Below are 22,525 nucleotides of genomic sequence, written 5' to 3' on the forward strand. Positions count from 1 at the left end.
AGGATTTCCTCTTCACAACGACGGTATGCTTCGCTATACGGCCCCTCACCAAGCCTCAGACAGTGCGGTCGTGGCGGAATTGGTAGACGCGCAGCGTTGAGGTCGCTGTGGGGTAACACCCGTGGAAGTTCGAGTCTTCTCGACCGCACCATTACTTTCCGACAGGAAAGTGCGACGATCCCATCAGGAAAATTAGAACAGCTTTTGCTTCAAAGGCACGCGGCAGGTTTGCTGCGGTCGGTTTTTTGGTGTCTTTGGCGTCCCGGTGCCGGGTCCGGGTGGGGCATGTAACTTTGCGAAAAGAGCGGTTAGGGTGCGGGGGAATGCAACGCATGGAGACCGTGATGCAGCTTCCTGAACCGACCCTTTCGCCCGTTTGCACGATAGATGTGGAGTTGGGGCCAATCCGTGAATTGGGTGACGGGCGCGGCGGGAAGAGGCGGATTATCCCGATTATCGGCGGCACGGTGACGGGCGCGCGATTGAACGGCAAGGTTTTGAATGTCGGCGCCGACTGGCAGACGATTTTCGAAGGCGGGATGGCCGAGCTTGATACCCGCTATGCTTTGGAAACGGACGACGGGGCGGTGATAGAAATCATCAACTACGGGTATCGTTTTGGCCCGCCTGAGGTGCTTGCGGCGCTGGTGCGGGGCGAGGAGGTGGCTCCTGAGACCTATTACATGCGCACCCATGCGCGGCTTGAAACTGGCGACCCGCGATATGATTGGGTGAATCACACGTTGTTTGTCGGCACGGGCGCGCGGTTTAAGTCGGCCGTGAGGGTGGCGATTTACGCTATCGACTAATCGACTAACTGTCATCGCTTGGAGTTGGATCTGCCTGTGAACGGCAGAGAAAAATGTGCGGCAACCCGGGGACAGGTCACCGCACGATGATGAATTCGAAATAAAAATGTGTAATGCGGGCAATATGGCGCGAACGTGTAACATTGGTGGTATGTCGCGGGTTAAGACGAGCCCGCGACATGCCTGAGACGTGGCGAATGACCGGTTTGGACGTAACGGCATTTGAAGGCTGGTCTTTACTCTTGGTAAGGCGCGGCATCTTATCTGGGCCGAGACGCGAGGAGAGGAGATACCCAATATGGACATGAATTTTGGCATCCGCGAGGAGATCGAGCCGCTGCTGGAAAAAGTGCGCACGATGATCCGTGAGGAGGTTATGCCGCTTGAAGATGAATACCACGCGGAGATCAACAAAGGCGACCGCTGGACGTTCACAGAGCGCCAGACCGAGATCTTGGAAGGTTTGAAATCGAAGGCCAAGGCGCAAGGCCTTTGGAACTTCTGGCTGACGGACAGCAAGAGCGGGTTCGGGCTTTCTACGGTTGAATACGCCTATTTCGCAGAGGAAATGGGCAAGACGCCGCTTGGCGCCGAAGTGTTCAACTGTTCCGCGCCGGACACCGGGAACATGGAAGTTCTGGAACGCTATGGCGCGGACTGGATGAAGGAAAAGTGGCTGTCGCGGCTGCTGGAAGGTGAAATCCGCTCGGCTTATTTGATGACCGAGCCGGACGTGGCCTCGTCCGATGCGACGAATATCTCGATGTCTTGCGTGCGCGACGGTGACGAATATGTGCTGAACGGCGAGAAGTGGTGGTCTTCGGGGGCGGGCGATCCGCGCTGCAAGATCTACATCACAATGGTGAAGACCGGCGGCGACGATGCGCCGCGTCACCAGCAGCATTCGATGATCTTGATCCCTGCCGGGACCGAGGGAATCGAAATTCTGCGTCCGATGGAGGTTTATGGCCGGGATGATGCGCCGCACGGGCATATGCACATCCGGTTTACCAATGTGCGCGTGCCGGTGGACCACATGATCCTTGGTGAAGGGCGCGGGTTCGAAATTTCGCAAGGGCGGCTTGGACCGGGACGGATTCACCATTGCATGCGTGCCATTGGCCAAGCCGAATCCGCGCTTGAGCGGATGTGCAAGCGGGCGTTGGAGCGTGAGGCGTTCGGCAAGCCGATTGCGCATCTTGGGGCCAATTATGACATCATGGCCAATGCGCGGATCGAGATTGAGCAAGCGCGGCTGCTGTGTCTGAAGGCGGCATGGTATATTGATCAGGGCGATCCGCGCGAAGCGGCGCCTTGGATCTCGATGATCAAGGTGGTGGCACCGTTGACCGCGTTGCAGGTTCTGGATGATGCCGTGCAGATGCATGGTGGCGCGGGCGTGAGCCAGGAAACGCCGCTGGCGATTGCGTGGACGCAGGTGCGCACATTGCGTCTTGCCGATGGGCCCGACGCGGTTCACCGCCGTCAGGTGGCGCGTAAAGAGCTTAGAAAATACACCCAGCAAAAGGTGTAACGCCACATACGTAGGGCGGGGTTTCACCCCGCCTTGCGCTGCGGCGCGTGTTGCTCTGGCGTTAAGCTGAGTTTCAACGCAAGAAACGGCAAAACAAAAAACGGCGCCCCGGTGAGGAGGCGCCGTTTTCTACTTTTTACCCAATAGGTTACTCGCCAGCGTAGCGTGCGTCGGGGCGGTAGGAGATGCTCTCGGATGCTTTGAAGCGACCGCCTTCGAGCTTCTCGATCTTGCCCTCGCGCAGCAGTTGCCCGAAAGAGCGCAGCCCGTCCTCACGCGAGAACTCGTCTTTTTCGACCTTGCGCACTTGGGTCATCAGCTGCGGGCGGGAGAACTGTTCGCGACCTTCGACAAAGGAGAGGTAGGCAGCGGCGGCTTCGAGCAGTTCGGGCAGGCTGTTGGCGCCAACGCTTTCGGCGTAATCGGCGAATTCGCCTTCCGCGACCGGCTCTTCGCTTACGCCGGTGTCGGCCATGTCCACGCGACGCGGGCGGACGGGCTCTTGGGCCGCGGTTTCGGTGACATCAACGCGTTGTTCGGCAACCAGTTTGAGCGGAGCGGGACGCGAGGGTTCCGGGCGACGCGTGCGGGTTTTGACTGCCTCGGGGCGGCGCGGGCGCACCACGCTTTCGAGGTCATCGCGGTAGGCGACCGTGTCGGGCCCTTTGTCGTTCAGCGACTTGCCGGCGCTTTCTTCGGCCTTGGCGGCGGCAACGGCGGCGCGCAGGTGGGCGATGGCGTTGCGGCGGCCTTTGCCGGTTTCCTCGTCCATCTGGTTGTCGGCTTCGGCGAAAATACGGCCCATTTCGTCTTCGGCATCCGCTTTGAAGGCGTTTTGCGCGCCTTGTTGCCCCTGCTCGGCGGCGTAGTCGTTTTCGTCGAGGCCGTCATCATCGGCGGCACCAAAGATGTTGTCGCCATTGTCATCACCACCGTCGGCAGCGGCGAGGCTGTCGTCGTGGCCAGTATCCGTGCCAGTATCTAGGCCTGCATCGGCATCAAGAGAGCCATCGAGATCGGCGACAGGAGCATAGTCGTCTGCGCTGTCGTCAGCTTCGGCGGCATCGCCACCCTCAGGGTTGAGCAGGCCATGCAACCGTTCGCTCAGGTCGTCGTCGCCGTCGATTTCTTCGTAGTCGTCTTCAAAACCGGTGAGATCAGCGGCCTGATCGTCTTGCGGCAGCTCGAGTTCGGCTTCGACGGCGGCGAGTTCATCGCGCAGCTCGGCTTCTTCTTCGGCGGAGAGGCTGGTGTCGGCGGCAGGATCGTCGCGCGCCACTTCGGCTTCTTCTTCGAGATCACCCGAGGCGATGGCAGCGTTAAAGACGCTGCGCTTCATCTTGATGATACGGGCGCGAATCGAGCCTGTTTTCTCAGGCTCTTCCGCAGGTGCGAGGTGTTCGCCGATGACGGGCGCCTCTGCGCTTGTGTCGAGGCTATCGTCGGCGTCAAACGTGTCGTCTGCGCCGTCGTCCGCCGCGATGAATTCTTCCGGGTCGAAAAGCGCGTCGTTGCTATCGTCAACCGCGAGGTCGTCGTCTAGATCGGTGTCCGTATCGTCGCTGTGGTCCTCGGCAATCGCGTCGGCTGGGGGCGGTGTGATGAGCGCCTCGGCAACGTCAGCGGGGGCTTCGGTTTCGACGGGTTCATCCGCGCCAAAACGATCGAGCAGAGCGGCGATGTCGCCGTCTGTGGTGTCGTTTGCGTCCTCTGCCGGGGCGTCGGAGGCAAGCTCGGCTTCGTCGTCGATGGCCAGCGCGGCTTCGAGTTCTTCATTGGTGTCAGCGAGGAAGTCGTCGGCGTGTTCATCTTCGGCAAGCAGCGGATCCGCGCTTTGCGAAACAACGGCGCGGATGCGGCGCAGCTTGGCGGCAACGCTGTCGGCTGGCTCATCGCTGATGGCGGCTTCTGCGGGATTGGCGAAGGCTTGCGGTGCGAATTCGCCAGAAACGTCGCCAGTGATGTCACCGGAGTCGTCGTCATAAAGCTCTTCTTCGTGCGCTTTTACTGGCGAATCTGCGGGCGCGTCGGTCTGAACCGCGTCAATTGCGATGTCGGTGTCGGTCTCTGCCTCGGCTTCATCTTCCACCTCGGTGGTCTGATCTTGAGCGGGCATATCGGCGAGGGGCGCCGCAGCGGGGGCGTCCTGTGTCAGGTTGACGGGAGCCATAGCCATTGCGATCGGCGTCCCTTCAGCCGGAGCAGCCTCCAGCGGAGCTTGGAACGCGGTGGGTTGGCTGTTTTGAACGGTCAGATCGTCTTCGGAAACCGGGGCGACCGGCGCAGAAGGCGCATCGGTTGCAGGTTCAGCTTTGGGCGCTTCAGGCTGCGAGCGTTCGGCTTGTGGCTGCGACTGGACTGGAGCTTCGTTCTCGGGCTCGGCGGGCTCGGTGCGTGCCTCGTCCGGGGTTTCGACTTGTGTCTCAACCTTTGTCTCAGCCTGTGTTTTGGCCGGTTCCTGGGCTGCGTCCTGAACGGCGGCGGCCGCGACGGGAAGGATCGAGCCGTGATCTGCACGCAGAACAATGCTGTTTTCTTCCATGCGGGCTTCGACGCGGCGAGCGATCTCTTTCTCGGCAATGCGCGCGAGCATTTCGGCGTCGGGGGTCGGTGGTTCGGCCCCGAAGTAGCGGTCATCCGCCGCGAGATCCCGAAAATACTCGGCGATCGCCTTCATCGTGCCGAAGGAATCATCGAATCCTTCAAGGGTGCACGAGAACGTGCCATATGAGACTGTAAGGATCTTGTTGGTATCAACCATGTCAATGCTCGCCTAAAGATTTCTTAGTTGTGTAAACTTGTAATCTCCTATCCCAGTCGAAAGCGGCCCGATTCTTAGATGTTTAGCGTATCATTTCGTGACAAGAATGTGGCTAGTTTCCACTTTGGGAAACAATAACCCATGAAATCGCCAATTGTTCACGATTCGAGATCAATAACCTTGGTTGGTGGCGGAAAGGTGAGAAAATCCTTGCTTTGCGCAGCGATTGATCACGCTCCGAGGATAGTAGCAGCAGATGGGGCCGCGCAAGAGGTGCTGCGCCACGGGTTTATGCCCGAAGCGGTCATTGGCGATTTTGATTCCCTCAGCGAGGCCAGCAAGCGCCGTATTTCGCAGGATCGCCTGCATGAGATCAGCGAGCAGGATAGCACGGATTTCGAGAAATGCCTGAGCCGGATTGAGGCGCCGCTTGTTCTTGGGGTTGGATTTGAGGGGGGCGGTTGGACCATCAGCTGGCGGCGTTGCATGGTTTGATGCGCTACCCGGAGCGGCTGTGTGTGTTGTTGGGCAAACGCGATCTTGTGTTTCTGGCTCCGCCGGAGATCAGGTTGGACCTGCCGGAGGGTGCGCGGTTTTCGCTGTTTCCGATGGCGCGGGTCAAGGCGGTGTCCGAGGGGTTGCGCTGGGCTGTGGACGGGCTGGACCTTGCGCCGGGCGAGACGATCGGCACGTCAAACATGGTGACCGGGCCTGTCAGGCTTGGGGTGGATCGACCCGGTTTGTTGGTTATTCTGCCGGTGGAACAGATGCCTTTGGTGTTGCCGGTGCTGGAGCAACCGGAACTGGCGCGCTGGACCGCTCGGTCAGGATGATAAACAGGCCGGCGGCGATGGTGATGGCGATTCCAACGAGCGCCATGTCATTGGGCCAGTCGCCGAAGACCTCCCAGCCGATCAGGGCGGCGATGGGTATTTCAAGATATTGCATCGGCGCAAGGGTGGCAGAGGGCGCGTGGCGCAGGGACCATGTCATCAGCAGATGCGCCATTGTGCCAAGGACGCCGATGCTGATCAGCAATGTGATCTCGGTCAGGTTGGGTGCGACATAGGCGAGCGGCGCGATGTCGAGTTGTGTGCCGATGATCAGCACGGGCAACAGGAACACACTTGCCATAACACCGCTGACGGCCTGAAGACCGATCGGGTCGCTATCCCGCGCGATTTTGCGGGTGATAAGCATGAAGAAAGCGAAGTTGAGCGCCACGCCCAGCGGAAGAAGCGCGGCCCAGCCGACGGCAACAAAGCTTGGCTGAACAACGAGAAGCGTGCCGCCGAAACCCACAACGGCCCCGAACAGGCGGCGGCGTCCGACGTGCTCTTTCAGGACATAGCGCCCCAATACCAGCATGATGAAGGGCATGACAAAGGCAATGGCCACCGCATCGGCCAAAGGCAGGTATTGCAGTGCCGCGAACATCAACCCGATGCCGATCACATGCAGCACTGTGCGCAGGCTGGCGAGGAAGAGCACGTTGCCGCGCATCCGCCATGGGCGGTTGGTGAGCATGATCACAGGAATGAGGAGCGCCACCTGCACCGCAAAGCGAAAGAACAGCAGTAGACCGATGGAAACGGATTCGCCCAGCACTTTGGCGACGGCGTCGCTTATGGGGGCGACGATGCAGAACCCGAGCATCAGGGTTATACCAAGGAGGGGGCGGTCGGCAGTCATAAGCCGGGACATTAGGGGGAATAGATGACCAAGGCAACTATACCAGAGATTGAATTGCGGCCCCGCAATTACGGGGCGATTTCCGGTTAGGAAAGCTCAGCAATTGGGGACGTTAACGGCGAGGCCGCCCAGCGAGGTTTCCTTGTATTTTTCGCTCATATCCGCGCCGGTCTGGCGCATGGTTTCGATGCAGGCGTCGAGCGGGACGCGGTGGGTTCCGTCACCGCGCAGAGCCAGAGACGCAGCAGAAACCGCTTTGATTGCGCCAAGGCCGTTGCGTTCGATGCAAGGCACTTGCACCAGTCCTTTGACCGGGTCGCAGGTCATGCCGAGGTGATGTTCGAGCGCGATTTCGGCGGCGTTTTCGATTTGGGCCGGGGTGCCGCCCATGACGGCGCAGAGTCCGGCTGCGGCCATGGCGGCGGCAGAGCCGACTTCGGCCTGACAGCCCGCTTCGGCGCCGGAAATCGAGGCGTTGTATTTGACCAGCCCGCCGATGGCGGCTGCGGTGAGCAGGAACTCTTGGATTTTTGAGGGGGCCGCGCCGGGGACATGGTCAAGCCAGTAGCGGATCACGGCGGGCATGACCCCGGCGGCGCCATTGGTGGGGGCGGTGACGACCTGACCGCCGGCGGCGTTTTCTTCGTTCACCGCCATGGCATAGGCAGAGATCCAGTCGTTGATCGTATGCGGCGCATTGAGGTTCATGCCGCGCTCTGCCTCGAGTTGGTCGCGGATTGATTTGGCGCGGCGCTTGACGGCGAGGCCACCGGGGAGTTCGCCTTCGGCTTCAAGGCCGCGGGTGATGCAATCGTCCATGACCTGCCAGATGCGGGCGGTGCCCTTGGAGAGCGATTGCGCGCAGCCGCGCGAGATCTCGTTTTCGCGTTTCATATCGGCAATGGTTTTGCCCGAGTGTTCGGCCATCTCAAGCATCTCGGCGGCGGATTTGAAGGGGTAGGGCACGAGCGGGCCAGTGTCGGTGTCTTTGCCCGCTTCGAGTTCGGCAGCGGTGAGGACAAAGCCGCCGCCAACGGAATAGTAGGTTTCCTGCAGGGTCACGTCGCCTTGGGCATCGGTGGCCATGAGGACCATGCCATTGGCGTGGCCGGGAAGCGGCGGACCGTAGTCAAAGATCAGGTCTTCTTTGGGGTGAAAATGTAGTTCGGGCAGGCCGGGGGGGTGATCCTGTGGCTTTCGCGGATTGCGGCAAGGGTGGCTTCGGCCTTGTCGTGGTCATAGCTGTCGGGTTCAAACCCGGCGAGGCCGAGGATGGTTGCGCGGTCGGTGGCATGGCCGACGCCGGTAAAGGCGAGCGAGCCATGCAGCGAGCCACGCAGCCCGGCAAAGACAAAGGGCGAGGCGCGCATTTGGTCGAGAAAGCGGGCAGCGGCCACCATGGGCCCCATGGTATGGGACGAAGACGGGCCGACGCCCACTTTGAACATTTCGAAGACGGAAAGGAACATCTAGGTTGCGCTTCCTTCTGGTGGGGTGGCGTGGATGGGGCGGGTGAAGGGCGTTTCGCCCAGCCCTTCGGCAAGGATGGCGCGCCCAACGCTGGGGCGCTGTTCGATCCGCGCCGCATGGGCGGCCAGATGCGGCGTGTCGGAAAGCGAGAACCAAGCCGTGCCGCCGCTGGGGTAAAGCGCGGCCCACCGCAGGAGCGGCGGCAAGTAGAGATCAAGCGCCGAGACCGGAATGGCATTGAAATAGGGCGGGTGGGTTGCGGCGAGATTATCGAGCGCTTGCAGGTGCGTTTTAAGCGCGCTTTGCATGGTGGCGCTGAGCGCGGCTTGGTGGGTAGGGTCGGCGCCGGCGTATTTGGCGGGATAGAACAGCATTCGCAGGCCGGGGTGGAGCGTGTTCGACAAAAAGAACAGCCATTTGAGGAAATCACCGCGCTCAGGCGCATCGGGTGCGGGGGCCAGCACGCCGTGTGTGTCAGCGAGCCAGAGCAGGATTGCGCCAGTTTCGAAGATCGCTCCGTTAGGGGTTTCCAGCACCGGGATCAGCCCATGTGGATTGAGAGAGCGATAAGCCGCAGACGCCTGTGCATTGGCCGCGCGGTCAACGAGGGCGGTCTCATACGGCAGGCCGAGTTCCTCTAACGCCAGCCGCACGATGAGCGACGCGTTGTCAGGGGCGTAATGCAGGCGGTAGGTCGGGGTCATTGACGAGTCCGGCTTAGGATTGGCGGTGGTCGTGGAGGGGCTTTTGGTGAGTTGTGGATGGCATTGTTTCCTATCGGAAACACAACCGCCCGCAAGGTCAAGGCGATTTCGGGCGTGTTGGGGTGCAATAAGCTCTGTTTCGGGTGGAATTCGCACTCGCGCGACGCGGCCAAGTCTCCTATAACCCCTCACGGGGACGATATTACGGAGATGCTGCCAATGACCGGGGAACTTTCACCCATCGACAAGGCCAAGTTTGTGGCCGCAAAACGCGCCGCCGAAATGGTGGAAGACGGGATGCGCGTCGGGCTGGGCACCGGCAGCACGGCGGCGTGGCTGGTGCGCTGCATTGGCGAAATGGTGCGCGACGATGGATTGAAGATTCGCGGCGTTCCAACATCGACACGCACAGCCGAGCTGGCGCGGGACGTAGGGATCGAGGTGATTTCGCTGGACGAGGCGAAATGGCTGGACCTGACGATTGACGGCGCGGATGAATTTGATGCCGATCTGAACCTGATCAAGGGTGGCGGCGGCGCATTGTTGCAGGAAAAGATTGTGGCCACGGCGAGCGACCAGATGGTTGTGATCACCGACGCCAGCAAAGAGGTCGAGGCGCTGGGTGCGTTCCCGCTTCCTGTTGAGGTGATTCCGTTTGGTTGGCAGACCACCAAGGCGCTGATCGAGGAGACGTTGATCAGCATGGACGTGCTGGGCCGCCAGACCACGTTGCGGATGAATGGCTCGGTTCCCTATATCACCGACGAGGGCAATCACATCATCGACCTGCATCTGAACCGGATCGGACACGCGCGCCAATTGGCGATGGTGTTGAACCAGATGCCGGGTGTCGTGGAAAACGGGCTGTTCATTGATATCTGCGACACGGTGGTCATCGGCTATGGCGATGGTCGGGTTGTGGTGCGTGATATCAACGAAGGCACCGAGGAAGAGAACCGGCTCGACTTTGTCGAGGATGACAATCTCTTTACCGATCTGGCGGATTAAGGCGTTTCCTACGCTGTTTACCTGTAGAAGCGTCGGAAAACCTCTGGCGATGGGGTGGACTTGGGCGCGGGATGGCATACATCAGTGCGACGGTGCTGGAAAAGCGAAAGGCCGGGAATAGATGAGCGATTTCGACTACGATCTTTTTGTTATTGGTGGCGGTTCGGGCGGCGTGCGCGCGGCGCGGGTGGCCGCGAGCGAAACCGGGGCCAAGGTCGCATTGGCCGAAGAGGACCGCTATGGCGGGACCTGTGTGATCCGCGGTTGTGTGCCCAAGAAACTGATGGTGTTCGCCAGCGAGTTCGCGCCAATGATGCAAGACGCCGCCGCCTATGGTTGGGACGTTCAGGCAGGCGGGTTTGATTGGCAAAAATTCCACGGATCCCTCACCGATGAGTTGGACCGGTTGGAAGGGATTTACCGCAACATCCTCAAGAACAACGGGGTTGAGACGTTCGATGCGCGCGCCCGTCTGGTGGATGCTCATACGGTTGAATTGTCCAGCGGAGAGCGCAAGACCGCCAAACATATCCTGCTTGCCATGGGTGGACGGCCCGTGAAGGCGGGCATTCAGGGCGAGGAACATGCGATCACCTCGAACGAGATTTTCCATCTGCCGGAGCTGCCCAAAAACATCCTGATCCTTGGCGGCGGTTATATCGCCTGTGAATTCGCCGGAATCCTGAACGGGCTGGGCGTCGAAGTGACGCAGTACTACCGCGGCGCGCAGATCCTGCGCGGGTTTGACGACGAAGCGCGTGGGCTGGTGAGCGAAGAGATGATCCGCGGAGGGATCAACCTGCATCTCGGGACCAACGTGCTTGAGATGGAAAAGACCGACAGCGGTATCCGCGTCAAATCGACCAATGGCGACGAGCGCGAGTTCGACGTGGTGATGTTTGCCACGGGACGCGCCCCGAATACCGAGGACATGGGGCTGGAGGAGATCGGCGTGAAGCTGGGCCGTAAGGGCGAGGTTTTGGTCGATGACTATAGCCAGACCAGCGTGCCGTCGATCTATGCAGTGGGCGATGTGACTGACCGGGTGAACCTGACTCCGGTGGCGATTCGCGAGGGGATGGCCTTTGTAGAAACGGTGTTCAAAGGCAATCCGACCAAGCCCGATCACGAGCTGATCCCGACTGCGATTTTCACCCAGCCCGAAATGGGCACCGTGGGAATGAGCGAGGAAGAGGCGCGTGATAAGGGGCCAATCGAGGTTTATTGCACCAGCTTCCGCCCGATGCAGACCATGTTTGCGGGGCGCGAGGATCGGGTTTTGATGAAGCTGGTCGTCTGCGCCGATACGCGCAAGGTTCTTGGCTGTCATATTGTGGCGCCGGGGGCCGGTGAGATGATACAACTTGCCGGAATCGCCGTGAAGATGGGCGCGACCAAGGAAGACTTTGACCGGACGGTCGCGGTACACCCGACCATGAGCGAAGAGATCGTTACCATGAAGGCTCCGACGCGAACAGCGTAGGGACAACTTGAAATTCCCGGTGAAACTGCACAGGTAGTGCGCAACCGGACGACATATATAGAGAGGATGGCTATAGATGGCTGGCAACTCGGGCGGCCCTTGGGGTGGCGGAGGACATAACGGCGGCAACGGCGGCGGAGACGACGACGAGCGCCAGAAGCGCGGCGGAGACGGACGCCGTCAGGGCGAAGACGGGCCGCAGATTCCCGAAATTGAAGAGTTGATGAAAAAAGGCCAGGAACAGCTTCGTGTTCTGATGGGCGGTCGCGGTGGCGGCAATGGTGCGCGTCGCGGTGGCGGCGGCGGTGGGACCGGTGGCGATGGCCCCGGATTGACCCGTGGCACTGTGTTTCTGGGACTGTTGGCGGCTGTGGCTCTTTGGGCTTATGCCAGTTTCTATACGGTGAAGCCGGAAGAGCAGTCGGTTGAGCTGTTTCTTGGCGAGTATTCCTCGACCGGTGGTCCGGGTCTGAACTTTGCGCCTTGGCCTGTGGTTACATATGAGGTTGTTCCGGTCACGCGAGAGCAGACCGAGAATATCGGCACCGGTGAAACCTTTGGCGATACCGGGCTGATGTTGACCGGGGACGAGAACATCGTCGACATTGATTTCCAGGTGGTTTGGAACATTTCCAACCCCAAGGATTTCCTGTTTGAACTGCGTGAACCCAAGGCGACGATCCGGGCGGTGAGTGAATCTGCCATGCGCGAGATTATCGCCCAGAGCGAGCTTGCGCCGATCCTGAACCGGGACCGGGGTGTGATTGCTGATCGGTTGAAAGACCTTATCCAGTCAACGCTCAATAGCTATTCGTCGGGTGTGAACATTGTCCGCGTGAACTTTGACAAGGCCGATCCGCCGGACAAGGTGATTGATGCGTTCCTTGCCGTTCAATCGGCGGAACAGAAGCGCGACCAGCTGGAAAAGCAAGCTGATGCTTATGCCAACACGGTTCTGGCGGCAGCGCGCGGTGAAGCGGCGCAGGTTCTGGAAGTTGCCGAGGGCTATCGCGCTCAGGTGGTCAATGAGGCCGAAGGTGAAGCCAGCCGTTTCCGTGCGGTTCTGGCCGAATACCAGAAAGCACCGGAAGTGACCCGCAAGCGGCTTTATCTCGAAGCCATGGAAGAGGTTCTGGGCCGGGTCGACAAGATCATCATTGATGACAAGATAGGTGGTCAGGGCGTGGTGCCTTACCTGCCGCTGAACGAATTGCGCAAACCGAGCGCCGGGGGGAATAACTGATGCGGAAATCCACATATATTCTGCCTGTTCTGGTGCTGATTGCTGCGGGCATCTTGTCGTCGGTCTTTATCGTGGACGAGCGTGAGAAAGCGCTGGTCATGCAGTTCGGTAAGGTTATCTCGGTCAAGGACGAGCCGGGATTGGCGTTCAAGATCCCGCTTATTCAGGAAGTGGCGCGCTATGATGACCGCATTCTGAGCCGGGACGTGCCGCAGATGCAAATCACCCCGTCGGATGATCGGCGTCTGGAAGTGGACGCGTTTGCCCGCTTCCGAATTGCCGATGTGACGAAATTCCGGCTGGCGACCGGCGCGGAAGGCGAGAATGCGCTGGAAGTGGCGGGGCGGCGGCTCGATTCGATCCTGCGCTCCAAAACGCGTGAAGTTTTGGGTGGCGTGGCGTCGAATGATATCCTGAGTTCGGACCGGGCGACCTTGATGCTGCGTATCCGCAACGGCGCGATTTCAGAGTCGCTGACGCTGGGTCTTGAGATTATCGACGTGCGCTTGAAGCGGACAGACCTGCCCGAAGCGAACAAAGACGCGACCTATGACCGGATGAAAGCCGAGCGTGAGCGCGAAGCGGCGGATGAGATCGCCCGCGGTAACGAGGCGGCGCAACGGGTCAAGGCTCAGGCCGACCGGACCAAGGTTGAGATCGTGTCGGACGCCAAGCGGCAATCCGAGATCATTCGCGGTGAAGCCGATGCACGGCGGAACGCGATTTTCGCGGAGGCCTTTGGGCAGGATACTGAATTTTTTGAATTCTATCGTTCGCTCAATGCGTATCGTGCGGCTTTGAAAGGCGAAAACTCGACCATGGTGATGTCGCCGGACAGCGAGTTCTTTGACTATCTCAAGTCTGATCGCCCGCAGAAGAGCGAGCGCGACTGATCCATGTCGGTTGCACTTCTGGCCCTTGGGTTGGTGTTGATTGTGGAGGGGCTGGTCTATGCGCTGGCCCCTTCGCTTGTTGAAGACCTGTTGGAAGCGTTAAAGGCTATGCCACCGGAAGCGCGCAGGATCTTGGGGGCGCTGGCGCTTGTGACCGGTTTGATGCTGGTCTGGGTTGCCAAGGCATTGGGGGCGTGAGTGGCTAAAACGGGCCGGTTCGGACCGGATCAGCCGACATCGCGGGATTTCACAATCGGTTGAGCAGGCGCGCACGGGTTTGAGTTGCGCTTGAACGCTCCTACATTACACTTACAGAAACGCGGTCCGGAATTTGGACTGCATGATCCGCTTATCAAGGGAGATACGGGTGTGAGAGATAGGGCTGTTGCAGTTTCCATCAATATGACGCGGCAAGGACAGGCGATGAAAGCACTCTGGCTGAGTGCTTTGGCCGTGATGTTCGTGCTGGTTCAGGCCATGCAGGCGTCGGCACGACCGGAGAGTTTTGCCGATCTGGCCGACAAGATTAGCCCGGCGGTGGTGAACATCACCACGTCGACCGTCGTGGCACGCGGAACGGGACCGGGGCCGATCGTGCCTGAAGGCAGCCCGTTTGAAGATTTTTTCCGCGAGTTTCAGGATCGCAACCGGCAAGAGGGTGAGCGCCCGCGCCGGTCTTCGGCACTTGGCTCGGGGTTTGTGATCTCGGAAGACGGTTTCATCGTGACCAACAATCACGTGATTGAAAGCGCGGATGAGATAGTCATCGAGTTCTTTTCCGGGAAAGAATTGAAAGCCAAGGTGATCGGGACCGACCCGAACACCGATATTGCCCTGCTCAAGGTTGAGGCGGAAGAGCCTTTGCCCTTTGTCAGCTTTGGTGACAGTGACACTGCCCGCGTGGGTGATTGGGTCATGGCGATGGGCAATCCGCTTGGGCAGGGGTTTTCGGTGAGTGCCGGGATCGTTTCGCAACGCGGACGCGCGCTTTCTGGTGCTTATGACGACTATATCCAGACCGATGCGGCGATTAACCGGGGTAACTCGGGCGGGCCGTTGTTTAACATGGACGGCGATGTGATCGGTGTGAATACCGCGATTTTGAGCCCGAATGGCGGGTCGATCGGGATTGGTTTTTCGATGGCGTCGAATGTTGTGTCCAAGGTTGTCAAACAGCTCAAGGAATTCGGCGAAACGCGGCGCGGTTGGCTGGGTGTGCGCATTCAGGACGTGACCGATGATGTTGCCGAAGCGATTGGCCTTGAAAAGACGGCCGGTGCGCTGGTGACGGATGTGCCAAAAGGCCCGTCGATGGAAGGCGGAATGAAGTCGGGTGACGTGATCCTGTCCTTTGATGGGGTGAACGTCGATGACACGCGTAGCCTGGTTAAGCAGGTGGGCAACAGCGAAGTTGGCAAAACCGTGCGCGTTGTTGTGTTCCGCGATGGCAAGACGCAGACGTTGAAGATCACGCTGGGTCGTCGGGAAGAGGCCGAGAAGGCCGTGCCGGCAGCGCAGCAGGGTGGTGATAAGGGCAAAGAAGAGCCGAAGGAAAAGGTTGTTCTGGGCATGACCCTTGTGCCGCTGACCAGCGAGATGCGCGCACAGATGGACCTGAAAGACAGCGACGAGGGTCTTGTGGTGCGCGAGATCGACGAAGCCTCGGAAGCGTTCGAGAAAGGGCTACGTGCGGGTGATTTGATCACCGAGGCGGGCCAGCAGAAGGTCAAGGCGCTGACCGATCTGGACGCGCGTATCGCAGAGGCCAAGGACGCCGGGCGCAAATCGCTTTTGCTTCTGGTGCGTCGTGCGGGTGATCCGCGCTTTGTGGCGATCTCGATCGAATGATCGGGTGCGACTTTAAAAAACAGCGGCCGTCCCTTCTGGGGGCGGTCGTTTTGCGTTGTGTTGCGCGGTTACTCGGGCCGGTCCATCGCGACGAGACCGAGCTTGCGCGCCGCGGTCAAGGACAAGATCGAACTGTTCAGGCCTTGGGGGGCTTGGTATTTGCGCACCGCGTGGCGTGTGCGGGCGTCAAGTGTGCCCGAAATGGCGCCGTGATAAAGCCCGCGCGCCTGTAGCGCACGTTGCAGCGAGGCGAGAAAGTCGGGGGTTAGCTGTTCTTCGCAGGGGGTTTGAAACCAAAGCTCGCGCCGCTCCTTGACGATGGCCTGATGGGTTTCAACTTTGTAGATCGGTTCGGAGATCACGGTGCCATCGTCCTTGACCTGAGCCGGTTGCACAAGAATGCGCTCGGTCACGGTTTCGATCGTGGCGGGGGTGACATCCTTGCCCCAACAGCTGCCGGGAGGGGCTCCCGGTGGAGCGCGCTCATAGGTTACAGCGATGGCAGGCTCTCCCAGCCCGGCAATGGGCCCGGAGCCATTGCAAGCCGAGAGCGCAACGACGGCGCAAAAGCTGGTGATACTTCCCCTGAGGTTCATGTCTGCTCGGCCCGGGTTGATTGCGCGCGAGTGTAGCGGGTTTCGCAAGGTTGGGGAAGCTGGCATGGTCCGGTGGGGTGAAGTTTGCCGATTGAAGGTGAACACCGGGGCAAACGGCCCGTATCCACCTTGAAACACTTCGTTAGGGGGCTAAAAAAAGAGGGGTAGCGGGCCACCCCTGCCTTGGCTAAAACATTGCGAGCGATGTGGATCAGAAGGACGCGAACGAAATGGCAAAAATCACCTATGTTGAGCACAATGGTACCGAGCATACGGTCGACGTCGCCAATGGGTTGACCGTTATGGAAGGCGCGCGTGACAACAATATTCCGGGGATCGAAGCCGATTGCGGCGGCGCCTGTGCCTGTTCGACCTGTCACGTGTATATTGACCCGGCGTGGGTGGAAAAGCTGCCTGCCATGGACGACATGGAAGAGGACATGCTGGACTTTGCGTTTGAGCCGAACCCGGAGCGGTCGCGTTTGACCTGTCAGATCAAAGTGACCGATGCGCTGGACGGGTTGATCGTTCAGATGCCGGAAAAACAGATTTGAGACCGCGCGCCGCGAAATTAATCGTTTGCTTTGCGGCGCTGTTCATTTTGGCCGGAACTGGGGCGCAGGCCGAGGTTACGCGGGCGGAATATGCCGACCCGACCACCGAATACGCCCATGGAATTCTGGGTGATGCGGTTGAGTATGCAACGCTCAAAATCTACTTCAAGCGGGCGCTGGCCAAGGAGAAGGCAGCGGTGATCCGCGCTCCGAAGGGGCATGTTTTCGAAGACACCGCGCCGCGGCTTTGGGATGTGGATGGCGATGGCGCGCCCGAGGTGGTTACGATCCTGACCAACATTAAGCGTGGCGCAGCGCTGGCTGTTTTTGACGAGAACGGTCTGATCGCACGAACACCGTTCATCGGGCGCACGCACCGCTGGCTTGCGCCGGTCGGGGTGGGGGATCTGGACAATGACGGGCGTATCGAGATTGCCTATGTTGACCGCCCGCATCTGGCCAAGGTTCTGAGGATTTGGCGGCTGGATGGGACGCGGTTGCGCCATGTGGTCGACGTTGAGGGGCTGACCAATCACAAGATAGGTTGGGATTTCATTGCCGGCGGCGTGCGCGATTGCGGGGCGGGGCCGGAAGTGATCACCGCCAATGCGGGCTGGACACAGATCATGGCAACACGGTTTGTCAGCGGGGCGGTTCAGAGGCGCGCGATCGTGCGTTTCAACTCGCCGTCGGACTTTGCGGCGGTAATGGGGTGTCGTCAATAAATCGGGTAGGAGAATCCAGCGATTTGTGCTGTATGGCCGACATGAAACGCATTCAATTCCTTGCAGCGATTGCTTTGCTGACCGTTTTGGCAGCCTGCACCCGTCCGGCGACCATCGGGTTTTCGCAGGAGGTTGAGGGGCTGGCGAGCCAGACGCTGTTTGTGGCTTCGCAGCGCACAGCCGGGCAGGCCGGGCAGATGTTTGGCGAGCGGCGCAGCGAGAAGATGAATTATGCAGAATTGCGCGTGTCGGTGCCGCCCAAGCATAAGCTGGGCCATATCGAGCGCGCGCCGGGGCGCTCGATTGCCGATCCGATGCTGCATTTCGCTCCGCTGACGGGCAAGCGCGTCGCAAACATCGAAGATTTTTCCCGCAATATCAAGCGCGAGAAGGTGGGCAACGGCAGCGTGATGATCTTTGTGCATGGTTATAACAACACGCTGGAAGATGCCGCGTTCCGGCTGGCGCAGATCCGGCATGATTTCGACATGCAGGAGCCCGCAATCCTGTTTTCATGGCCCTCTTCGGGGGATCCGCGCGGCTATATTTATGACCGTGACAGCGTGTTGTTTGCCCGTGACGGGTTCGAGCAGTTGATCCGAGATCTGCGCGCGCGTGGGCACCGCGATATCGTGATCGTTGCGCATTCCATGGGCGGTTACCTGACGATGGAGACGCTGCGCCAGATCGCGATCAAGGGCGGCGCGCGGGTGATGGACGCGATTGATGCCGTGATCCTGATGTCGCCGGATATCGACCCGGATGTGTTCCGCCAGCAGGCGCGCGCGATTGGCAAGCTGCCGCAGCCGTTTCTGATCATGACATCGCGCAAGGACAAGGTGTTGAGCCTTGCCGAACTGCTCACCGGGCGCAAGCCGCGGCTGGGGCGGATCGAGGATGAGCAAGCGGTTGCCGGGCTGGATGTGACCTTGATCGACCTGACCCGGCTGGATGATGGCAGCGCCGGCGGGCATCTGGTTGCTGTGAGCTCGGAAGCGGCGATCAAGCTGCTCAAAGGGCTGGACAACCCGATACAATACGGTGGCCGGCAGCTGCGCGATTTCGTGTTGCTGGGGGGCGAACGACGGACAGGGTTGATCCAGTAAGAACGGCGCTTAAGTTAGCTGTGCAACAGCGATAGGGGGCGAGCATGGCCGGTGGATGGGCAAAAGACGGTGCCGTCAGCGAACAGATTGAAGCGTCGATCAACGATGAGCTGGCGCGGTTAAAGGCGCGTAAAGGGCCGGAGGGCGAGAGCCTGAGCCATTGTGCGGAATGTGACGAGCCGATCCCTGAAAAACGGCGCGTGGCGCTTCCGGGCGTGAAGCTGTGTATCGAGTGCGCGTCGGAGCGCGACAGCACCTATCAGGCGAGAGGCGGCGTCAACCGGCGCGGATCAAAGGACAGCCAGCTCAAGTAAAGTGGCGCGCTCAGCCTAGGTGCGGCGCAAGGTAAAGCGTCAGCAGGATCAGTGCGAAGAGTGTCAGGGTCAGATTGAAGCCGCGCCGCCAATTTGGCGCGCTGGCAAGTCCGAGGTAGCGTGACAGGATTGTACGTGCCTTTAGCACCGCCACCACAAGCACCAATGTGCCGGTGACGATGGGGGGCGTGCCCAAGCTGACAACTTCGGCCAAGACCGTGCTGATGATGGACAGGCCGATGAGCCAGAGCCACGCATGGGTGATATGGCGGTTTGATTGCATCGCTAGGCCAGCAGGTAGACGACGGGGAACAACAACACCCAGACCAGATCGACCATATGCCAGAACATGGCGCCAAGTTCGATGTTTTCAACTGAGTCACGCCATGCGACGAGCAATAGAAGAAACACCCCCGCGATGACATGGGCGGCGTGAAAGCCGGTCAGAAGGTAGTAGAACATGAAGAACGGGTGGGTGTCGTAGTTGATGCCCTGCGCGGCCTTGTCGGCATATTCCACGCCTTTGATAACCAGGAACACACACCCCAGCAGCGCTGCCCCGATCAGCGCCATCCGGGCGGCGCGCCGGTGCGTTTCGGCCCGCCAGCGACAGGCCTGTGCGACGAGATAACCGCTGGTGATCAGAATGATCGTGTTGATCGCGGCCCCGGTGCGGTGCAGGTGGCTTTGGGCTTCGCTGAACCCTATTGGGTCGGTGATCCGCACCGAGAGGAAGGCCAGCAACCCGGCGCCGAAGATCAGAAGTTCGCTGACAATCAGCACCCACATCATCACGTCGCCGGGCAGTTCATCCAACAGAGAAGGCGGCTGTGAGTCCGGAGTGGGGTGTGACATCACTTGGCCTTTTCGTGTTTGGGCGATTGTCGCGAGCCCTATTCCCGGATCAGCTCATCGCTTCGAGTTCGTCAATGAAGCCAGAGATCATGGTCAGCCCCTTGTCCCAGAATTTTGGGTCGGATGCATCGAGACCAAATGGCGCAAGCAGGGCGGAGTGGTGTTTGGAGCCACCGGCCTTGAGCATATCGAAATACTTCTCCTGAAAGTCGTCGGGGTTTTCTTCGTAGACAGCATAGAGCGCGTTAACGAGGCCGTCGCCAAAGGCGTAGGCGTAGACATAGAAGGGCGAATGCACGAAATGCGGGATATAGGCCCAGAAGGTTTCATACCCGTCCATATAGTCGAAGGCCGGGCCGAGGGATTCGGCCTGCACCGACATCCAGATGGCGTTGATGTCATCCGGGGTCAGTTCGCCCTCGCGGCGGGCGGCGTGGAGTTTGCATTCAAAATCGTAGAACGCGATCTGACGCACCACGGTGTTGATCATGTCTTCGACCTTGCCCGCCAGAAGCACTTTGCGCTGTTCCTGGGTTTTGGCGCCGTCGAGCATTTTGCGGAAGGTGAGCATTTCGCCAAAGACCGAGGCGGTTTCGGCGAGGGTCAGCGGTGTTGAGGAGAGCATTTCGCCCTGCTCAGCGGCAAGCACCTGATGCACGCCGTGACCGAGTTCATGGGCCAGCGTCATGACGTCACGCGGTTTGCCCAAGTAGTTCAGCATCACATAGGGGTGGACGTTGGTCACGGTGGGGTGGGCAAAGGCGCCGGGGGCTTTGCCGGGTTTCACGGCGGCGTCGATCCAGCCTTTGGAGAAGAACGGCGCGGCGATGTCGGCCATGCGGGGATCAAATCCGGCATAGGCAGACATAACCATTTCCTGAGCTTCGTCCCATGAAACGGTGCGGGGGTCTTCGATCGGCAGGGGCGCGTTGCGGTCCCAGACCTGCATCACGTCAAGACCAAGCCATTTGCGTTTGAGTTCGTAATAGCGGTGGCTGAGCTTGGGGTAGGCGGCGACGACGGCATCGCGCAGGGCCTCGACCACTTCGGCTTCGACATCGTTGGAGAGGTGGCGCGAGGCTTGTGCCGAGGGCATGTTGCGCCAGCGGTCGACGATCTCTTTTTCCTTGGCGAGCGTGTTGTGGACACGGGCAAAGGTTTTGATATTGCCGTTAAAAACGCGGGCCAACTCTTGAGCGGCCTCTTCGCGTTTGGCGCGGTCGGGGTCGGTCATAAAGTTGGTGGTGCCTTCGATGTTGAAGACCTCACCATCGACAGTGAACTCAAGCCCGGCGATTGTTTCGTCAAACAGCTTTTCCCACGCGTCGCCGACGGCGCCGAGGTCATGCATGAAGGTCTCAAGCTCGTCCGAAAGCTGATAGGGGCGCATGGCGCGTTGGCGGTCAAGGACGGGTTTGTAGCGGGCGAGGTCGGCGTTGGTCGCGAGTGCGGCGGCGTAGGCGTCTTCGGGGATCTGGTTGAATTCGAGCCAGTAAAACACAAGCGCCGAGGACGCATTGATGATGCGCTGCTGACAATCGGACATGAACTTGGCGCGGGCCGCATCGGTGGTCAGCTGATAATAGCGCAGGCCAGCGTAGGACATGATGCGCCCAGCGAGGTTGTCCATCTTTTCGGACCGCTGGATCGAGGTCAGCAGATCGTCGGCGGACAGCGTGGCGAGCTTGCCCTGATAGTCGGCAGCGAAAGCTTTGGTTTCACCTTCGAACCATTCCATATCGCGCTGAAGCTCAGGGGCGTCGTCGCTGGAATAGAGGTCGGAGAGATCCCACTCTGGCAGGTTGCCCAGATCCTTGCCCCCTGCGGCGCTGGCGTTGGCATCACGAACGGGGAAGGGGAGATTGAGCATGTCTGAGACCTTTCATCACTGCGGTTCGGCAGAGATAAGCTGCGCAGGCGTGTGTCTCAAGGGGAAAGGCCGGTGGTGTCGGCAGTTTTACGCAGGTGCGGTTTAGGATTGATCCGCCGGGGCGGTCTCGAAAAAGGCCTGCATCCTGTCGTGAAGGCGGGTGCGGGCGGCCGGGCCTTCCATCATGACCTCGTGTTCGCCGGGATCGACCATCTCAAGCTGGCCACCGGGCCAACGCGCCATGCGGCTGTGGATGCGCGCAGTGTCGACGATCCGTTCGTTGGATCCCAGAAAGGTGATTGTCGGGCACGCCGGGCTGTCCATTCGGTCGAGCGCGCGGCATTCGCGCAGGGCTTCGTGGAGCCAGCGCAGGGATGGGCCACCGAGCAGAAGTTCAGGGTGGGCGTCGATCTGGGCCTTCATATAGTCCCACATCCCTTGATCGGTGGTGAGCATGTTGTCGTCAAACGGCGAGGTTGCGACATAGTTATCGGCGTTGGTGCCGGGGGCGTAGGCGTGGCCGCGTCCCATGAGGGTGCCGCCCCATGCCAGTGCCCAAGCGGCAGGACGGGTGGCGGGGGCCATGCCGATGCCCCACATCGGGCCGCTGAAGGCAGCGGCGCGCACGGGCAGACCTTCGAGCAAAGCACGCAGGCCAATGCAGCCGCCCATGGAGTGGGCCACAAGGTAGAAGGGCCGGGGCAAGCCAAGCGATTCTGCCGCTTTTAGCGCCGCCTTCACATCCTTTTGATAATCGGAAAACCAATGCACATGGCCGGTGGCCGGGTCATCGACAAGCCGGTCGGCGATGCCTTGCCCGCGCCAGTCTATCGCCAGAGTGGCGAGGCCACGCGCCGCAAATTCGCGCGCGGTGCGACCGTATTTTTCGACATATTCGGTGCGACCGGGAAAGAGCAGGACGGTGCCTTTGGTGGCGTTGCCCCCGTCGCGGTTCCACACTCCGATGCGAATGCGCACCCCGTCTTCGGCGTTGAGCCAGTAGGCTTCGCCGCCATCCGGCCCATCGGCCAGATCAGCAAAAAGGGGTGCGCTTTCCATG

Annotated in this window: 22 protein-coding genes, 1 tRNA gene and 1 pseudogene; 15 read left to right on the forward strand and 9 right to left on the reverse strand. The window is 60.1% G+C overall.

What is annotated here, in order from left to right:
• The first annotated feature begins 64 nt into the window (after nucleotides 1–64).
• The 3 genes from N4R57_01115 to N4R57_01125 all read left to right on the forward strand — a co-directional run bounded on the left by N4R57_01115 (nucleotide 65) and on the right by N4R57_01125 (nucleotide 2,343).
• A tRNA-Leu gene (locus N4R57_01115) sits at nucleotides 65–151 on the forward strand.
• Between the two features lie 172 nt (nucleotides 152–323).
• Entirely contained in the window at nucleotides 324–809 is a 486-nt protein-coding gene (locus tag N4R57_01120; protein ID UYV37750.1) for a DUF3237 domain-containing protein, read from the forward strand.
• Between the two features lie 298 nt (nucleotides 810–1,107).
• Nucleotides 1,108–2,343: an acyl-CoA dehydrogenase family protein gene (locus N4R57_01125; protein ID UYV37751.1), complete on the forward strand. Its 1,236-nt coding sequence runs from the start codon at nucleotides 1,108–1,110 to the stop codon at nucleotides 2,341–2,343.
• Between the two features lie 148 nt (nucleotides 2,344–2,491).
• On the opposite strand, the gene N4R57_01130 is transcribed toward N4R57_01125, so the two are convergent.
• Nucleotides 2,492–5,104 (reverse strand): hypothetical protein, encoded by a 2,613-nt coding sequence (locus N4R57_01130; GenBank protein UYV37752.1) that lies wholly within the window; start codon nucleotides 5,102–5,104, stop codon nucleotides 2,492–2,494.
• Nucleotides 5,105–5,302: 198 nt separating this feature from the next.
• On the opposite strand from N4R57_01130, the gene N4R57_01135 reads away from it, so the two are divergent.
• On the forward strand, nucleotides 5,303–5,599 hold the full coding sequence (locus tag N4R57_01135; protein UYV37753.1) for a hypothetical protein: 297 nt from the start codon (nucleotides 5,303–5,305) through the stop codon (nucleotides 5,597–5,599).
• On the forward strand, nucleotides 5,566–5,937 hold the full coding sequence (locus N4R57_01140) for a hypothetical protein (GenBank protein UYV37754.1): 372 nt from the start codon (nucleotides 5,566–5,568) through the stop codon (nucleotides 5,935–5,937). Before N4R57_01135 ends, N4R57_01140 begins: the two co-directional genes overlap by 34 nt.
• Here the strand turns inward: N4R57_01140 and N4R57_01145 are convergent.
• From N4R57_01145 to N4R57_01155, 3 genes and pseudogenes are all read right to left on the reverse strand, one after another.
• Nucleotides 5,852–6,796, reverse strand: coding sequence for a DMT family transporter (locus N4R57_01145; GenBank protein ID UYV37755.1), 945 nt, complete (start codon nucleotides 6,794–6,796; stop codon nucleotides 5,852–5,854). The two genes, N4R57_01140 and N4R57_01145, sit on opposite strands and share 86 nt — an antisense overlap.
• 96 nt (nucleotides 6,797–6,892) lie before the next feature.
• Nucleotides 6,893–8,265: pseudogene (locus N4R57_01150) on the reverse strand (L-serine ammonia-lyase).
• The gene (locus tag N4R57_01155) at nucleotides 8,266–8,970 is read right to left on the reverse strand and encodes a glutathione S-transferase family protein (protein UYV37756.1); all 705 of its coding nucleotides are present in this window, start codon (nucleotides 8,968–8,970) and stop codon (nucleotides 8,266–8,268) included.
• 219 nt (nucleotides 8,971–9,189) lie between these two features.
• Between N4R57_01155 and rpiA the strand changes: the two genes are divergently transcribed.
• The 6 genes from rpiA to N4R57_01185 all read left to right on the forward strand — a co-directional run bounded on the left by rpiA (nucleotide 9,190) and on the right by N4R57_01185 (nucleotide 15,445).
• Nucleotides 9,190–9,978: a ribose-5-phosphate isomerase RpiA gene (rpiA, locus tag N4R57_01160; GenBank protein UYV37757.1), complete on the forward strand. Its 789-nt coding sequence runs from the start codon at nucleotides 9,190–9,192 to the stop codon at nucleotides 9,976–9,978.
• 121 nt (nucleotides 9,979–10,099) lie between these two features.
• Nucleotides 10,100–11,461 carry a glutathione-disulfide reductase gene (gene gor / locus N4R57_01165; protein ID UYV37758.1) on the forward strand — a complete coding sequence of 454 codons (1,362 nt, stop codon included), beginning with the start codon at nucleotides 10,100–10,102 and terminating at the stop codon, nucleotides 11,459–11,461.
• A gap of 76 nt (nucleotides 11,462–11,537) precedes the next feature.
• The gene (hflK, locus tag N4R57_01170) at nucleotides 11,538–12,704 is read left to right on the forward strand and encodes an FtsH protease activity modulator HflK (protein ID UYV37759.1); all 1,167 of its coding nucleotides are present in this window, start codon (nucleotides 11,538–11,540) and stop codon (nucleotides 12,702–12,704) included.
• Nucleotides 12,704–13,597 carry a protease modulator HflC gene (locus tag N4R57_01175; GenBank protein ID UYV37760.1) on the forward strand — a complete coding sequence of 298 codons (894 nt, stop codon included), beginning with the start codon at nucleotides 12,704–12,706 and terminating at the stop codon, nucleotides 13,595–13,597. Before hflK ends, N4R57_01175 begins: the two co-directional genes overlap by 1 nt.
• Nucleotides 13,598–13,600: 3 nt before the next feature.
• Nucleotides 13,601–13,795, forward strand: coding sequence for a DUF2065 domain-containing protein (locus N4R57_01180; GenBank protein UYV37761.1), 195 nt, complete (start codon nucleotides 13,601–13,603; stop codon nucleotides 13,793–13,795).
• Between the two features lie 225 nt (nucleotides 13,796–14,020).
• Nucleotides 14,021–15,445 (forward strand): Do family serine endopeptidase, encoded by a 1,425-nt coding sequence (locus tag N4R57_01185; protein ID UYV37762.1) that lies wholly within the window; start codon nucleotides 14,021–14,023, stop codon nucleotides 15,443–15,445.
• A 68-nt stretch (nucleotides 15,446–15,513) separates the two neighbouring features.
• On the opposite strand, the gene N4R57_01190 is transcribed toward N4R57_01185, so the two are convergent.
• Nucleotides 15,514–16,041 carry a peptidoglycan-binding protein gene (locus N4R57_01190; protein UYV37763.1) on the reverse strand — a complete coding sequence of 176 codons (528 nt, stop codon included), beginning with the start codon at nucleotides 16,039–16,041 and terminating at the stop codon, nucleotides 15,514–15,516.
• 230 nt (nucleotides 16,042–16,271) lie between these two features.
• Between N4R57_01190 and N4R57_01195 the strand changes: the two genes are divergently transcribed.
• Genes N4R57_01195 through N4R57_01210 form a run of 4 tightly spaced genes read left to right on the forward strand, consistent with a single transcriptional unit; the run spans nucleotide 16,272 to nucleotide 18,740 of the window.
• Nucleotides 16,272–16,595, forward strand: coding sequence for a 2Fe-2S iron-sulfur cluster-binding protein (locus N4R57_01195; protein ID UYV37764.1), 324 nt, complete (start codon nucleotides 16,272–16,274; stop codon nucleotides 16,593–16,595).
• Nucleotides 16,592–17,320 (forward strand): VCBS repeat-containing protein, encoded by a 729-nt coding sequence (locus tag N4R57_01200; GenBank protein UYV37765.1) that lies wholly within the window; start codon nucleotides 16,592–16,594, stop codon nucleotides 17,318–17,320. The genes N4R57_01195 and N4R57_01200 overlap by 4 nt, the downstream gene beginning before the upstream one ends.
• Nucleotides 17,321–17,352: 32 nt before the next feature.
• Nucleotides 17,353–18,426, forward strand: coding sequence for an alpha/beta fold hydrolase (locus N4R57_01205; protein UYV37766.1), 1,074 nt, complete (start codon nucleotides 17,353–17,355; stop codon nucleotides 18,424–18,426).
• A gap of 44 nt (nucleotides 18,427–18,470) precedes the next feature.
• Complete coding sequence (locus N4R57_01210; GenBank protein UYV37767.1) at nucleotides 18,471–18,740, forward strand: DksA/TraR family C4-type zinc finger protein; 270 nt, start codon at nucleotides 18,471–18,473, stop codon at nucleotides 18,738–18,740.
• Nucleotides 18,741–18,750: 10 nt separating this feature from the next.
• Here N4R57_01210 and N4R57_01215 read toward each other — a convergent pair whose 3' ends face one another.
• The 4 genes from N4R57_01215 to N4R57_01230 all read right to left on the reverse strand — a co-directional run bounded on the left by N4R57_01215 (nucleotide 18,751) and on the right by N4R57_01230 (nucleotide 22,524).
• A complete protein-coding gene (locus N4R57_01215; GenBank protein UYV37768.1) occupies nucleotides 18,751–19,023 on the reverse strand; it encodes a nitric oxide reductase F protein in 273 nt (90 codons plus the stop codon).
• Between the two features lie 2 nt (nucleotides 19,024–19,025).
• Complete coding sequence (locus N4R57_01220) at nucleotides 19,026–19,595, reverse strand: cytochrome c oxidase subunit 3 (GenBank protein UYV37769.1); 570 nt, start codon at nucleotides 19,593–19,595, stop codon at nucleotides 19,026–19,028.
• Nucleotides 19,596–19,644: 49 nt separating this feature from the next.
• The gene (locus tag N4R57_01225) at nucleotides 19,645–21,465 is read right to left on the reverse strand and encodes a M3 family oligoendopeptidase (GenBank protein UYV37770.1); all 1,821 of its coding nucleotides are present in this window, start codon (nucleotides 21,463–21,465) and stop codon (nucleotides 19,645–19,647) included.
• A gap of 102 nt (nucleotides 21,466–21,567) precedes the next feature.
• Complete coding sequence (locus N4R57_01230) at nucleotides 21,568–22,524, reverse strand: alpha/beta hydrolase (protein UYV37771.1); 957 nt, start codon at nucleotides 22,522–22,524, stop codon at nucleotides 21,568–21,570.
• Nucleotide 22,525: the final 1 nt, after the last annotated feature.

It is taken from the genome of Rhodobacteraceae bacterium D3-12 (assembly GCA_025916135.1).
In the GTDB taxonomy this organism is placed as follows: domain Bacteria; phylum Pseudomonadota; class Alphaproteobacteria; order Rhodobacterales; family Rhodobacteraceae; genus JAKGBX01.